Source organism: Nonomuraea monospora (assembly GCF_039531895.1).
Classification (GTDB): domain Bacteria; phylum Actinomycetota; class Actinomycetes; order Streptosporangiales; family Streptosporangiaceae; genus Nonomuraea; species Nonomuraea monospora.
In genome coordinates this window covers 57767-71169 of sequence record NZ_BAAAQX010000013.1, presented here as the reverse complement: position 1 = coordinate 71169, position 13403 = coordinate 57767, and the positions used below count along the sequence as shown (strand labels likewise).

General features: G+C 71.7%; 14 protein-coding genes and 1 pseudogene. 11 read left to right on the top strand and 4 right to left on the bottom strand.

What is annotated here, in order from left to right; translation table 11 throughout:
• The first annotated feature begins 93 nt into the window (after window positions 1-93).
• A complete protein-coding gene (locus ABD331_RS25340) occupies window positions 94-492 on the top strand; it encodes a hypothetical protein (protein ID WP_344479291.1) in 399 nt (132 codons plus the stop codon).
• 65 nt (window positions 493-557) lie between these two features.
• The gene (locus ABD331_RS25335) at window positions 558-995 is read left to right on the top strand and encodes a phospholipase (RefSeq protein ID WP_344479288.1); all 438 of its coding nucleotides are present in this window, start codon (window positions 558-560) and stop codon (window positions 993-995) included.
• Here ABD331_RS25335 and ABD331_RS25330 read toward each other — a convergent pair.
• Both ABD331_RS25330 and ABD331_RS25325 read right to left on the bottom strand, forming a co-directional pair.
• Window positions 992-1717, bottom strand: a complete 726-nt coding sequence (locus ABD331_RS25330) for an SAM-dependent methyltransferase (protein ID WP_344479284.1) — start codon at window positions 1715-1717, stop codon at window positions 992-994. The genes ABD331_RS25335 and ABD331_RS25330 overlap by 4 nt on opposite strands.
• 4 nt (window positions 1718-1721) lie before the next feature.
• Window positions 1722-2189 carry a nitroreductase family deazaflavin-dependent oxidoreductase gene (locus tag ABD331_RS25325; protein WP_344479280.1) on the bottom strand — a complete coding sequence of 156 codons (468 nt, stop codon included), beginning with the start codon at window positions 2187-2189 and terminating at the stop codon, window positions 1722-1724.
• A gap of 153 nt (window positions 2190-2342) precedes the next feature.
• Between ABD331_RS25325 and ABD331_RS25320 the strand changes: the two genes are divergently transcribed.
• From ABD331_RS25320 to ABD331_RS25285, 8 genes are all read left to right on the top strand, one after another.
• Entirely contained in the window at window positions 2343-2801 is a 459-nt protein-coding gene (locus ABD331_RS25320; RefSeq protein ID WP_344479278.1) for a hypothetical protein, read from the top strand.
• Between the two features lie 71 nt (window positions 2802-2872).
• Window positions 2873-5347, top strand: a complete 2475-nt coding sequence (locus ABD331_RS25315; RefSeq protein WP_344479275.1) for a polysaccharide lyase family 8 super-sandwich domain-containing protein — start codon at window positions 2873-2875, stop codon at window positions 5345-5347.
• 68 nt (window positions 5348-5415) lie between these two features.
• A complete protein-coding gene (locus ABD331_RS25310; RefSeq protein WP_344479272.1) occupies window positions 5416-5586 on the top strand; it encodes a hypothetical protein in 171 nt (56 codons plus the stop codon).
• An 80-nt stretch (window positions 5587-5666) separates the two neighbouring features.
• The gene (locus ABD331_RS25305) at window positions 5667-6095 is read left to right on the top strand and encodes a VOC family protein (protein ID WP_148443482.1); all 429 of its coding nucleotides are present in this window, start codon (window positions 5667-5669) and stop codon (window positions 6093-6095) included.
• Window positions 6092-6412 carry a YdeI/OmpD-associated family protein gene (locus tag ABD331_RS25300; RefSeq protein WP_344479268.1) on the top strand — a complete coding sequence of 107 codons (321 nt, stop codon included), beginning with the start codon at window positions 6092-6094 and terminating at the stop codon, window positions 6410-6412. The genes ABD331_RS25305 and ABD331_RS25300 overlap by 4 nt, the downstream gene beginning before the upstream one ends.
• Before the next feature lie 131 nt (window positions 6413-6543).
• Window positions 6544-7107, top strand: a complete 564-nt coding sequence (locus ABD331_RS25295; protein WP_344479265.1) for a hypothetical protein — start codon at window positions 6544-6546, stop codon at window positions 7105-7107.
• Between the two features lie 74 nt (window positions 7108-7181).
• A complete protein-coding gene (locus tag ABD331_RS25290; protein ID WP_344479263.1) occupies window positions 7182-8171 on the top strand; it encodes a LacI family DNA-binding transcriptional regulator in 990 nt (329 codons plus the stop codon).
• Between the two features lie 53 nt (window positions 8172-8224).
• Window positions 8225-10021, top strand: coding sequence for a glycoside hydrolase family 2 protein (locus ABD331_RS25285; protein ID WP_344479260.1), 1797 nt, complete (start codon window positions 8225-8227; stop codon window positions 10019-10021).
• 91 nt (window positions 10022-10112) lie between these two features.
• Here ABD331_RS25285 and ABD331_RS25280 read toward each other — a convergent pair whose 3' ends face one another.
• On the bottom strand, window positions 10113-10922 hold the full coding sequence (locus ABD331_RS25280) for an isocitrate lyase/PEP mutase family protein (protein ID WP_344479258.1): 810 nt from the start codon (window positions 10920-10922) through the stop codon (window positions 10113-10115).
• Between the two features lie 70 nt (window positions 10923-10992).
• Here ABD331_RS25280 and ABD331_RS25275 point away from each other — a divergent pair, with 70 nt between their 5' ends.
• Complete coding sequence (locus tag ABD331_RS25275) at window positions 10993-11913, top strand: LysR family transcriptional regulator (protein ID WP_344479255.1); 921 nt, start codon at window positions 10993-10995, stop codon at window positions 11911-11913.
• Here ABD331_RS25275 and ABD331_RS25270 read toward each other — a convergent pair.
• A pseudogene (locus ABD331_RS25270) lies at window positions 11903-13403 on the bottom strand (hypothetical protein); the annotation flags it as partial. The gene ABD331_RS25275 and the pseudogene ABD331_RS25270 overlap by 11 nt on opposite strands.

The following is a 13403-nucleotide window of genomic DNA, read 5'->3' as shown; positions in this document are numbered from 1 at the left end:
ATTCCTCCACAGATGATCGCTCGCGTCGTCCGTAGTGTTCTTCTCGTCGGGACGAGCCCGGCAGCACCAAGACCCCGAAAGAAGGACCCGATCATGCGTAAGACCCTCGCGATCGCCGCCCTGGCCGGTTCGATGGCCGTCACCGGCCTGGCCCTCAGCCCGGCCGCCGCCCAGGCTTCTCCTCAGAGCGCCGCAACCGTGGTCAAGTGGGGCAAGTTCTTCTCCAGCGACCACAAGGCCTACACCTTCGGCAAGACCTGGAAGTCGGGCGGCAAGGTGTTCACGAAGTGGTACGGCGTGGACCGCCCCGGCGGCAAGAAGGGCTGGGTGTGGTTCGAGGTGTACCAGAACGGCTCCTGGCACAAGTTCAACAAGGCCTGGGACGGCAAGGTCACCGGCGCGTGGAGCGGCAAGGGGATCAAGAAGGTCTACACCTTCACCTGCTGGGCCGGCAAGTTCGACAACTGCGGCAAGAAGTACCGCATCTACTAAATCTTGAACGGGCACTGCCCGGCATCACGCACGAACGACGGGGCGGTCACGCGAAGCTGGCTGTCATGGTTGGATCATCGCTCGCCGCCCTCGTTCTGATCACCGCGTTCCCGGCTCCGGCCGTGACGCTGCAGCAGAAACTCACAGCGCTGTCCGCGCTCACCCAGCCCACCGCCCGCAGCGCCGCCGCCTGGCGCGACGCCTATGAGCACCGCTCGTCCTGGGCCCCGTACGCCTTCGACTGGTCCACGGACCTGTGCTCGGGCAGCCCCGACAAGCCGCTCGGCTACGACTTCCGGATGCCGTGCGTGCGTCACGACTTCGGCTACCGCAACTACAAGGCGATGAGCCGCTTCCCCGGCCACAAGGAGCACGTCGACCAGGCGTTCCTGTTCGACATGGGACGGGTGTGCGCCACGTACGCCGAGATCCGCAGGACCGCCTGCGACCGGCTGGCCCGCTCCTACTACCAGGCGGTGCGGCGGCTGGGAGCCTTCAGCTAGCGCTCAGCCACCACGATCATGCGGCGGCTGTCCATCGTGAACGGCCCGCCGTCTGCGCCCACGACCCGGACGTCCGTGAAGCCGGCGGCGAGCAGCCAGTCGCGCAGCTCCGGATAGGTGAACATGCGTACGAAGTACGGCACCTTCCGCTGCCGGCCGTCGCGCACGATGGTCCGCTCCACCAGGTGCCTGCTGGTGAGCAGGTCGAGTTCGTGCTGGTCGAGCACGAGGTCGCCGTTCCTTTCGATGACGCGGGACGGCTGGAAGGCGCGGACGACGGCGGAGTAGTTGTTCAGCTCCAGCGCCATCCTGCCGCCCGGCCTGAGCGCGGCGGCGGCCTGGGCGAGCACCTGCCGGTTCTCGGGGTCGCTGAAGTAGCCGAAGGCCGTGAACCAGCTCACGACCAGGTCGAAGCGTCCGGTCCAGGGCAGCCGGCGCATGTCGCCGTGCACGTACTCGACCGTGACGCCGAGGGCGCGGGCGTCCTGGCGGGCCCTGTCGAGGAACACGGGGGAGCTGTCGAGGCCCGTGACGTGGCAGCCGCGCAGCGCGAGCCGGTTGGCGATGCGCCCGTGGCCGCACGCCTGGTCCAGGATCTCCAGGCCGGGCCGCAGGTCGAGCACCTGCCAGATCAGGTCGGTCTCGGCGTCGGCGCGGGCGTCGAGGTGCTCGGCGAAGAAGTAGAGGTAGTCGTCGTCGAAGAGGCCTTCGAACTCCGGCACGGCCTCAGCCCTCTCCCTCGACGGGTGTCAGCTCGAACACCGGGTGGTGCTGCGCCTCGGCGACGAAGTCCGCCACCGGGGAGTCCTTGGTGGCGCGGAAGTACGGCCGCGTCGGGGTCGCGACGGCGATGTACAGCTTGAGCACGGGCCCGGCCTCCTGCGGCGTGGCCTCCCGCACGGTGTAGGAGCGCGAGCCGAAGCGGCGGCGCAGCGTCACCTTCGGGTCGGCGCGCACGTTGTGCACCCAGGAGACGACCCCGTAGGGCGCGACCAGCCACCGCTTGCCGTCGTGCTCGACGACGGTCACCGGGTTGGTGCGGGGCCGCCCCGTCTTACGGCCGCGGGTGGTCAGCAGGTAGGAGCCGGGCACCAGGCCCGCCCGGATGAACACGCTGATGACCGCGTCGCCCGCGCGGCGGCCACGGCTCGATCGGAACCGGCGGGGCGGCTGGTCGGGGGTCGCGTCGGCCATGTGCCGCACCTCTCGTCGGTCGCTGCGGGGGCCAATCCTCTACCAGCCTATGCGCGGCAAGAAGATTGAAAGCGAAGAACGTTCTCCGGCAAGTCATCTGAAATCGATCGACCGCACAGTATGGCCATCCCCCAGTTGAGAGGACGGCCCCCGATGGCGATCGTTCGAACCCTTGCAGGCCTGACCCTGGCGGCCACCGCCGCCCTCGCCCTCACCGCCCAGGCCGCCAACGCGGCGAGCGACACGTGGGGCCCTTACCACGCTCCCGGCAAGGCGGCCAAGGCCGCGGGCACGCTGACCGCCACGGGCGAGGACCACGCCGACCTGCCGACCGCCGACGTGGTGCGCGTCTCCGGCAAGATCCAGGACAACACCCGCGGCGCGGCCTGCGGCTGGGCGGTCTTCCGCATCACCTACCGCTCCGGGAACGAGCTGCCGAACCGGGAGCACTGGGCCCGCGACTGCTCCTACGGCACCCCGAAGAAGTTCTCCTTCAAGTACCGCGACGTCTACCAGGTCGAGCTGAAGGTCTGCGCGGAGGCCAAGGCCGCCAAGCCGTCGCTCAACTGCCTGTACGCGGGCACCTGGAAGACCCTCTACCTGTCGAAGTAGGGGGGCGACCGCACGCTGAAGATCATGTACGGTGAGCCCCAGCGTATCCGCCGAACGGCCTGGAGCTCGCCGTGCCGCACTTGTCCCGCCGCCAGGTTCTCTCCCTCATCCCCGCCACCGGCCTGCTCGCCGCCACCGCCTCCCCGTCGCGCGCCGCGGCGGTGGACCACGCGAGACTGCTCGCCAACACCCTCGCCATCTTCGCCGGCACCCCCGAGGTCAACGCCCGTCCCGAGGTGGCGGGCAAGCTCGCCGCCATCCTCGCCGCCGCCAGGCAGCGGCTGACGGCCATGGACCAGGCGGGCGACGGCGAGCTGTTCGCCGGCCTGCGGCTCGGCGCCGACGACGCCAACCTCCGCCTCGCCTACCAGTACCTGTACGAGATAGCGCTCGCCACCCGCGCCCCCGGCAGCGCCCTCCTGGACGACGCCACCGCGCAGCAGCGCGTCGCCGACGGCCTGCGGTGGCTGCACGAGCGCTACTTCGGCGACCAGTCGGCCGGCTACTACGGCAACTGGCACAACTGGGAGATCGGCATCCCCACCCACGTGAGCAGGACGCTGGTCCTGCTCCCCGAAGGGTTACGCGGCGACCTGACCGCGACGTACCTCACCTCCATGGACGCCTACCTGCGCAGCGGCAAGAACGGCGACGTCGACCTCGACTCCCGCTTCCACACCGGCGCGAACCTGGCCGACATCACCGCCAACCGCATCCTGCAAGGCGCGCTCACCGCCGACGACGCCCGCGTCACCAAGGCCATCGCCGACCAGGCCACCGTCTTCGCCACCATCGACCCGTACCGGCTCCAGCACGGCGTCACCGACGGCTACTACCGCGACGGCTCCTTCATCCAGCACCATTCGGTCGCCTACACCGGCTCGTACGGCCGCATCCTGCTGACCCGCGTCGTCCAGACGCTCAAGATGCTCGAAGGCGTGGCGGCGGGCGGCGCGCAGGACCTGCCCGGCGTCGTGTACCGGTGGATCGCCGACGGCTTCGCCCCGCTGATCTTCGAGGGCTGGATGATGGAGATCGTCAAGGGCCGGGCGGTCTCCCGCACCAGCAGCGGCTACACCGACATCGGCGTCGTCATCGAGGCCATCGCCGACCTGGCCGACCATGTCGAGGACGCGCTGCCGCTGCGCAAGTACCTGAAGTTCCTGCCCGCGGCCGACACGGCCTCGTTCGTCTCCCCGGTGAGCATCGCCCGCTACGCCGCCATCCGCGCCGACACCACCGTCCCGGCCGCCGACCTCAACCCCGCCGAGCGCTGCGTCGCGTTCAACGCCATGGACCGGACCGTGCACCGCCGCCCCGGCTACGCCTTCGCGCTGGCCCGCAGCTCGGAGCGGATCAGCAAGTACGAGTACATGAACGGCGAGAACCTCATGCCGTGGTTCCAGGGCGACGGCGCCTACTACCTGTACCTGGCGGGCGAGGACCAGCGGGAGGCGTTCGGCGTCGACTACTACACGGCCGTGTCGCCGTACCGGCTGGCCGGGGTCACCGCGCCGGTCGAGGAGCGGCGGACGGTCCCCGACCTGTACGGCCGCTTCTGGTACGAGAACCCGGGACACCCGCTCAACTTCACCTCCTCCTCCGAATCCCAGAACACCTACGTGTACTTCCCCCGCGCCGGCAACGCCTTCTCCGGCGGTGCCACGCTCGGCGCCTACGGCGTCGCGGGCATGGTGCAGTCGGACGACGCCGCGTACACCGCCAAGCAGGCGGGCCTCCTGCCGGACGACTTCGTCGCCTACCGCAACGCGCGCGCCACCAAGTCCTGGTTCATGTTCGACGACGAGATCGTGGTGCTCGCCGCCGGCGTCTCAGGGCAGGGCGGGCGCGACGTGGTGACCACGGTGGACAGCCGCATCGCCGCTCCCGCCGACGCGGTCACGCTCACCGGCGAGCGCTGGGACGGCCAGGCCTGGCAGCCGGGGACGTCGGCGCCGCGCTGGCTCCGCTACGCCAACGGCACCCGCGGCACCGCCGTCGGCTACGCCTTCCTCACCAGCCAGCCCGTGACGGCGGGCCTGGAGACGGTCACCCGCAGCCGCCGGGCGGTCCGCACGTCCAACCCGGACACCCCCATCACCAAGAACGTGTTCACCGCCGCCATCGGCACCTCCGCCTTCGCCTACGCCCTGGTGCCGAACGCCACCGAGGCCGACCTGCGCGCCTACCGGGGCGGACCGCTGACGGTCCTGGCCAACGACCGGCACGTCCAGGCCGTCAAGCACAAGGCGCTCGGCATCGTGGCCTGCAACGTGTTCGCCGACGGGCCGCCGCGCCCGGTCGAACGGCTGCTCGTGGACGGCCCCGCCTCGGTCCTCGTCCGGTCGGCGGGCGGGCGCACGACCGTCGCGCTGTCCGACCCCACGATGAAGCGCGAACGGGTCTCCGTCGTGGTGCACGGGGCGCGGCTCCGGCTCGACTCGGCCGACGAGGGGGTGACGGTGCGCCGCGTGCCGGGCGGCACCCTCATCCAGGCCACCACCCACCAGTCCTACGGCCGCACCTTCACAGCCACCCTCCACTGAACGCTACTTCTGGTCCGGTGTTCCTCTGGCTCTGAGCGGGAATCTGCTCAGGGTCAGGAGGTCCGCACATGCCCGTCATCGTGGGCGCCATCGCCGCCCTGCTCACGTTCATCGTGATCGGCAGCCTGCTGGCCCCGCTGGGCGCCCGGGGCGCCGTCGAGATCGCCGTCATCGCGTTCGTCGGGCTCGTCTCGGGCGTCGCGGCGGGCCTCTGGGAGGCCCGCCGCCGCCGGCCGTGAAACTGCTCAGAAAAGTGCTCATTCCGTGAGCACTTTCGGGGTTCATGATGAAGGCACAACCCCGCGAACAGGAGCAGGAAATGCTACGAGGACTCACCACCACCGCCTTCTACTCACCCGACTTCGAAGCCACCAAGCGCTGGTACACCGAGCTGTTCGGCATCCCGCCGTACATGGACACCCCGGCCTACATGGAGTGGCGCATCGGCGACTACCAGCACGAGTTCGGCGTCATCCACAGCCAGTACGCCGGCACCCCGCTCGCCATGACCCCCGACCCCGCCACCATCGGCGGCCCCGCCGGAGCCATGATCCACTGGCACGTGGACGACGTCCCGGCGACGCTCGCGCGGCTCGTCTCGATGGGCGCCAAGGAGCACGACGCGGTCCACGACCGGGGCGACGGCTTCATCACCGCCTCCGTCATCGACCCCTGGGGCAACGTCCTCGGCTTCATGTACAACCCGCACTACCTGGAGATCCTCGCCTCACTCAAGGGCACCTCATGATCCTCTTCCCGGACGCGGCCGCGTGGCGCGACTGGCTCGCCGACCACCACGGCACGGCCACCGAGGCGTGGGTGGTGCTCGCCAAGAAGGGCACCACCCAGCCGACGAGCCTGACGTACGAGCAGGCGCTGGAGGAGGCGCTGTGCTACGGCTGGATCGACGGCCTGACCCGCCGCCGCGACGCCGCCACCTACCTCCAGCGCTACACCCCGCGCCGGCCGCGCAGCGCCTGGTCGGCGCGGAACGTGGCCAGGGTGGCGCGGCTGCGCGAACAGGGCCGCATGCGACCGGCGGGCCTCGCCGCTGCCCCTGAGTGAAGCGAGCAGGGCCGCATGCGTCAGGCGGGTCTGGCTGCGGCACCTGAGTGAACGGACCGGATGCCCAGGATTCCGGACAGCTCGAACAGGGGAGCGGGTCCGGGGCGGGCCGGTCCGTGAGAGTCGGGGGCATGGCAGAAATCTCCTCCTCCCCGCCCGGCGTGCTGACCTTCCTGGCCCACCGCTGGCCCACCTTCGCCGGCCTGGCCGCCATGGCACTGGCCGTCCTGGACGACCAGGACGGCCGCAGCCAGGCCCTCGTGGTGTTCCTGGCCGCCCTCATCTACCTCGGCACCGCGCTGGTCGGCAGGCCGGGAGTCGTGTGGATCCTGTTCGGCGCCGCCGTGGCGGGGGTGACGGTGGTGCGGGTGCTGGACGGTGAGTTGTGGACGGTGCTGGTCGCCGCCGGGGTGGCCGTTATCGTGCTCAGCCTGGTGAGCGACCTGCCGCGCGGGCCCAGGCTGGCGGCCGTGCAGATTCCGCTGATGCTGGTGTTCGGGGCGGCGGCGCTGGTCGCGGTGAGCCTGGATCCGGTGCTGGGCGCGTGGCTGGTGGCGGTGGCGCTGATCGGGCATGCGGTGCAGGACGTGATCGTGTGGCGGAGCGGCAAGGTGGTGGCGCGGTCGCTGGCCGAGTTCTGCGCCGTGCTCGACTTCACCCTCGGCATCGCGATCGTCATTCTGCAGTTCGTGTGAGGTGGCGGCGCCGACACTACGATGAGGGCCGTGGCGCCGATCCGACGTGAGCCGTAGCGACGATGGCCGTGAGCATGCACGACGTGGCTCGCGCGGCCGGCGTCTCGCAGCGGACGGTCTCCAACGTCGTCAACGACTACGCCTACGTCCGCCCCGAAACCCGGCAGCGCGTGCTCGACGCGATGGCGGAGCTCGGTTACGTGCCCAACGCCGCCGCGCGGAGCCTGCGCGCCGGGCGTACGGGGCTGATCGCGCTCGTCGTCCCCGACTTCAGGGCGCGCATCTTCGCCGACCTGGCCGGTCCGGTGGTGCGGGAGGCCGAGGCGCTCGGCTACACGGTGCTGATCGAGCTGACGGAGTCGGAGCGGGAGCGCGAGATCGAGGTGCTGACGGGCGGCCGCAACCAGCTCACCGACGGCGCCATCATGATGGCCCTGTCGCTGCGGCCGGAGGACGGGGAGCGGCGCCGCGCGGATTACCCGATCGTGCTGGTGGGCGATGAGGTGCTGACGGGCGACGTGCGGCACGTCGCGATCCCGAACCGGGAGGCGGCCAAGGCGGTGGTGCGGCATCTGGCGGGCCTGGGCAGGCGGCGGCTGATGTTGCTCGGGTACGCCCCGGCGGAGCATCAGACGGGGCGGATGCGGTTGCGGGGGTTCCTCGAAGGGCTGGCGGAGGCCGGGCTGACGGCGCAGGAGGAGCTGCTGGTCGAGGCGGGGTGGACCAGGGCGGAAGGGCAGCGGGCGATCGAGGAGCACCTGGACGCGCGGCGGTCGATGCCCGACGCGATCTTCGCGATGAACGACTCCCTGGCCCTCGGCGCGCTGCGGGCGTTGCAGGCCCGCGGGGTGCGGGTGCCGGAGGAGGTGGCGCTGGTGGGGTTCGACGACGTGGAGGAGGCCAGGTACTCGACGCCGTCGCTGACCACGGTCTCGCCGGACGTCGAGGCGCTGGCCAGGAACGCCGTCGCGATGTTGCACGAGCAGATCAGCGGCAGGCCGGCCGGGCGCGGGCCGCACGTGGTGGTGGACTTCGAGCTGAAGGTACGGGAGTCCAGCCGATGAGGGGTGTGACACACTTTGCTACGTAGCAAAAGGCATGGCGCGAAGGGTGTGAGATGGCGACCTCTGAAGTCCCCCGACCGGAATATCCCCGCCCCCAGATGGTCCGCGCGGACTGGCTGAACCTCAACGGGCCGTGGCAGTTCGAGATCGACGCCGCCGACTCCGGCCTCGACCGTGGCCTGCGCGAACGCGAGCTGGCCACGACGATCACCGTGCCCTTCGCGCCGGAGTCCGAGCTGTCCGGGCTCGGGCACACCGACTTCATGGAGGCCGTCTGGTACCGCCGCACGGTGACGATCCCGGCCGATTGGGCCGGCCGCCGCACGCTGCTGCACTTCGGCGCCGTCGACCACGACGCCACGGTATGGGTGAACGGCACGGAGGTGGCCCGCCACCGTGGGGGCTTCTCGCCGTTCACGGCTGATCTGTCCGACGTGGCGCGCCCCGGCGAGGACGCCACCATCGTCGTACGCGTACGCGACCCCCGCCGTGGACCCCAGGCCCGAGGCAAGCAGTCCACCAGGTACGGCAACTACGAGTGCCTCTACACCCGCACCACCGGCATCTGGCAGACGGTGTGGCTGGAGCCCGTCCCCGACGCGCACCTGCGCCGCCCCCGCATCACGCCGGACGTGGCCGCCTCCGCCTTCACCGTCGTCACCCCGCTGTCCGCCAACCGCCCCGGCACCTCCGTCCGCGTGATGGTCTCCGACCCTGACGGGGTCGTCGCCACCGCGACCGTCCGCGCCGACGTGGACCTCGCCCCCTCGCTGCGCCTGCGACTCCCCGGCGACCGGGTCCGCCTGTGGGAGCCGGGCGACGGCTTCCTCTACGACGTCAGGATCGAGCTGCTCGACGCCGGCGGCGCCGTCACGGACGCCGTGGACAGCTACGCCGGGCTGCGTTCCATCGCCATCGACGGCAAGCGCGTGCTCATCAACGGCCGCCCCGTCTTCCAGCGGCTCGTGCTCGACCAGGGCTACTACCCGGACGGACTGATGACCGCGCCGTCCGACGCCGCCCTGCTGCGCGACATCGAGCTGTCGGTCGCCGCGGGCTTCAACGGCGCGCGCCTGCACCAGAAGGTGTTCGAGGAGCGGTTCCTCTACCACGCCGACCGGCTCGGCTACCTGGTGTGGGGCGAGTTCGGCGACTGGGGCGCGTTCGACGGGCGCGAGCAGCACCCGACCGCGTCCTTCGTCACGCAGTGGCTGGAGGTGCTGGAGCGTGACTACTCGCACCCGTCGATCGTCGGCTGGTGCCCGCTGAACGAGACCTTGCAGGTGATCGACGATCAGATCGCCCAGCTCGACGACGTCACCCGCGGCCTGTTCCTGGCCACGAAGCTGGCCGACCCCACCAGGCCCGTCCTCGACACCTCCGGCTACAGCCACCGGGTGCCCGAGACCGACGTGTACGACTCGCACAACTACGAGCAGGAGCCTGCGGCGTTCGCCGGGCAGTTGAGCGGCCTCGGCAAGGACCGGCCCTTCGTCAACGCCGCCGGTGACCGGCCCATCTCCGTCCCTTACCGTGGGCAGCCGTACTTCGTCAGCGAGTACGGCGGCATCTGGTGGAACCCCGAGCTGGCGGGCACCGAGCAGGACGCGGCGCGGGTCGGCTCCTGGGGGTATGGGCAGCGGGTGCGGGACGAGGAGGAGTTCCACGCCCGGTTCGCCGGGCTGACCGGGGTTTTGCTGGACGATCCGGACATGTTCGGGTACTGCTACACGCAGCTCACCGACGTCTTCCAGGAGGAGAACGGGATCTACCGGTTCGACCGCACGAGCAAGCTCGACGTCGGACGCGTCCGCGCGGTCCAGACCCGCCAGGCGGCCTCCGAGCGCTGACCGCGTCCGGAACGCTGACCGCGTCCGGAACGCTGACCGCGTCCGGAACGCTGACCGCGTCCGGAACGCTGACCGCGCCCGAGCACAGGGCTCACCTGAAGGCGTCGCGCAGTTCGCCGATCGAGGCCATCTCGGTGACGAACCCGAACCGCCCCGCGCGCATCTGCCTGGCCCCGTCCAGGAACGAGCGCAGGGCGAGCCGGGACAGCGCGCCGCCGATGCTGACCCGCCGCACGCCGATCCCGGCGAGCTGCTCCAGCGTGATGGCCGGGTCGGCGAAGCCCATCACGACGTTGACGGGCCTGCCGACGGAGGAGACGACGGCCCGCATCTGGTCGAGCGTGCGCAGGCCGGGCGCGTACAGGACGTCCGCGCCCGCCTCCTCGAACGCCTGCAGCCGCCGGATCGTGTCGCCGAGGTCGCCCACCCCGTACAGCAGGCTCTCCGCCCTGGCGGTCAGCAGCAGCGGGACGGGCAGCGCGCGGGCGACCTCGACGGCGGCCCGCACCCGTTCGACGGCCGGCCCGAAGTCGTAGATCGGGGTGCGCCGGTCGCCGGTGGCGTCCTCGATGGAGGCGCCGACCGCGCCGTGGGCGCAGGCGTCCGCGACCATCCGGGCGGCCTCGGCGGGGTCGTCGGCGTAGCCGTTCTCCAGGTCGGCGTTGACGGGCAGGTCGGTGGCCGCGCTGATCAGGCGGCAGTTGTCGAGGATGTCCTGCCGGTCGGCGCGGTGCCGGCCGAGCAGGTTGGCGACGCCGAGGCTGGTGGTGGCCAGCGCCTCGAAGCCGAGGTCGGCCAGGAGCCTGGCCGTGCCCGCGTCCCACGGGTTCGGCAGCAGGAGTGGCTCCGGTCGTTCGTGCAGTGCGCGGAAGCGGGCCGCTCTGGCCATCTGATCCGTCATGGGCCCACTGTCGCCAGCGCTCCCCGATCGGTCAAATGCATAGTCGGGATAAATCCCATCAGGAATACTGATGGATGTGACGCTCGAAGAGCTGGAGACGTTCCTCTGCATCGCCCGGGTGGGCGGGTTCACCGAGGCGTCCAGGCGGCTGAACAGGTCGCAGCCCGCGATCAGCCGCCGCGTCCACGAGCTCGAACGGTCGCTGGGGGCGGCGCTGTTCGAGCGGTCGGGGCGGCAGGTGGCGCTGACCGAGGCGGGCCGGGCGCTGCTGCCGCACGCGGAGGCCGTGCTGGCGTCGGTGCGCGACGCGCAGCGGGCCGTCCACGACACGCGCGCCGACGCGGGCGCCCGCACGCTGAGCCTGGCGATCGTCGGCACGCTGGCCGACTCGCACATCGTGGACGCGCTGCGCACCTTCGAGTCGCGCTTCCCTCAGGCCGAGATCGAGCTGCGCACGGCCACCAGCCGCGAGGTGAGCGCCCTCGTCCGCACCGGCGAGGCGACCATGGGCCTGCGCTACTTCCCCGACCAGGATCCGAAGCTGGAGTCGATCCCCCTCGGCGCGGAGCGGCTGCTGGTCGTGGTGCCCGCCTCCTACCCGGTCACCGCGTCCCGCCTGCCCGACCTGCGGGTCTTCGAGGGCGAGCGCTGGCTGAGCTTCCCGCCCGAGCGGGGCCGCGCCGACTCCTACGGCCACCTCCTGGAACGGCAGCTCGCCGCCGCCGGCCTGACGGAGCCCGCGATCACCCGCATCGACAGCCTCACCGCGCAGCGGCGGCTGGTCGAGGCGGGCTTCGGCATCGCGCTCATGCCGACCAGCAGCGTCCGCGAGGAGCTGCGGCTCGGCAGCCTGCGGGCGATCGAGGTGGCGAGCCTGGACGCCGGCCTGCCGGTGGTCGCGATCCTGCGGCGGCGCGGCCACCGCGGCCCGCTGGCGGAGTCCTTTCTGAGCCTGCTCAAGGAGCACACGCCCGAGCTGCTTACCTGGTGACGCGGACGCCTTGCCTGGTGACGCGGACGCCGTCGAAGTCGACCGCCGCCCGGCCCGTGACGAGCTGGACGGAGCCTGGCCCGGTGATCGGGCTCGGATCCGTCACCGTGACCCGGGGCGCGGGGTCGTCGCCGACGAAGGCGCGCAGCTCCGCCCCGCGCAGCTCGACCCTGAACTTGACCGGGCCGGTGACCGCCGGGCCCGTGCCGGTCGCGAGCACGCCCGCGCCCGCCTTGTAGATGTCCACGGAGCCGTTGGGGCGCAGGTAGACGAGGTAGCCGGACTGCGTGTAGGAGTCCCCGGGGGCGGCCGTGCGCACCTGGACGCCGCCGAACGCGGTGGAGGTCGCGAGCGTGCGGAAGTCGAGGCTGGTCTCGACCGTGCCGTCCTCGATCGTCAGGCCGTTGACGACGGTGCGCCAGCCCGTACGGGTCGTGTCCTGCTGGCGGTAGACGCCGCCGGTGACGCTCCACGAGCCGTCCACGGCGGTCCACGCCTGCGACGGCGCGGAGAAGCCGTCGCGGAAGACGACGCCCTGGGCGTCCGGCACGATGGTCAGCGGGAGGGTGTCCAGCTCGGTCGTGCCGCTGGTGCGCACCGTGCGGACGGTGATCGGGCACGATCCGGGCAGCGTCGTCTCCCGTACGGTGACCTGCGCGGCGCCGGTGGTGGTGACGTCGCCGGTCAGGCAGGGGCCCGACACCGTCGCCTCGCGGATGGTCCGCCCCGAGAGCCGCACGTCGAGCCGCGTGCCCGCGACCGCCTCCGTCGTGCTCAGCGAGGCGGTGACGAGGTTCTTGCCCACGTCGGAGCGGGCCGCGGCGGCGACCAGGCGGGCGGCGTCGCGCCGGGTCAGCACCCGCTTCCTGACCAGGGCCGTAGTGGTCTTGGTGACGTGGGTGACGAAGGCGCGGTGGCTGTCCCACTGCTCGCCGGCGCGCAGGCGGTCGGCGACCGTGCAGCCGGTGCCGTCGCCGGGGTTGGCGACGTGGGTGTCGCGGTCGCCGATGAAGACGTGCGCCCGCTCGTCCGAGCCGACGCACGCGTCGTCCACCACCCTGATGTCGTACGCCAGCGGCCCCGCCGCCTTGAGGTCGAGCACCTGGAGCGTGCGGCTGCCGCCCGCGACCTGCGCGGACGACGGCCACAGGGCCGCCGAACCGGCGCCGGACCAGCGGATCTCGACGCTGCGGCCGTCGCGGTTGACGACGACGCCCGAGACGCCGACGGCCTCAGACCGAGAGCCGACCACCACGGCCCGGTCGCCCGGCGCGCCTTCGGCCGATGCGCCTTGGTCGGACCTGGCGCGCCAGTCGGCTGAAGCGCCTGCGTCCGGCGTGCCTGCGTCCGGCGTGCCTGCGTCCGGCGTGCCTGCGTCCGGCGTGCCTGCGTCCGGCGTGCCTGCGTCCGGCGTGCCTGCGTCCGGCGTGCCTGCGTCCGGCGTGCCTGCGTCCGGCGTGCCTGCGTCCGGCGTGCCTGCGTCCGGCGTG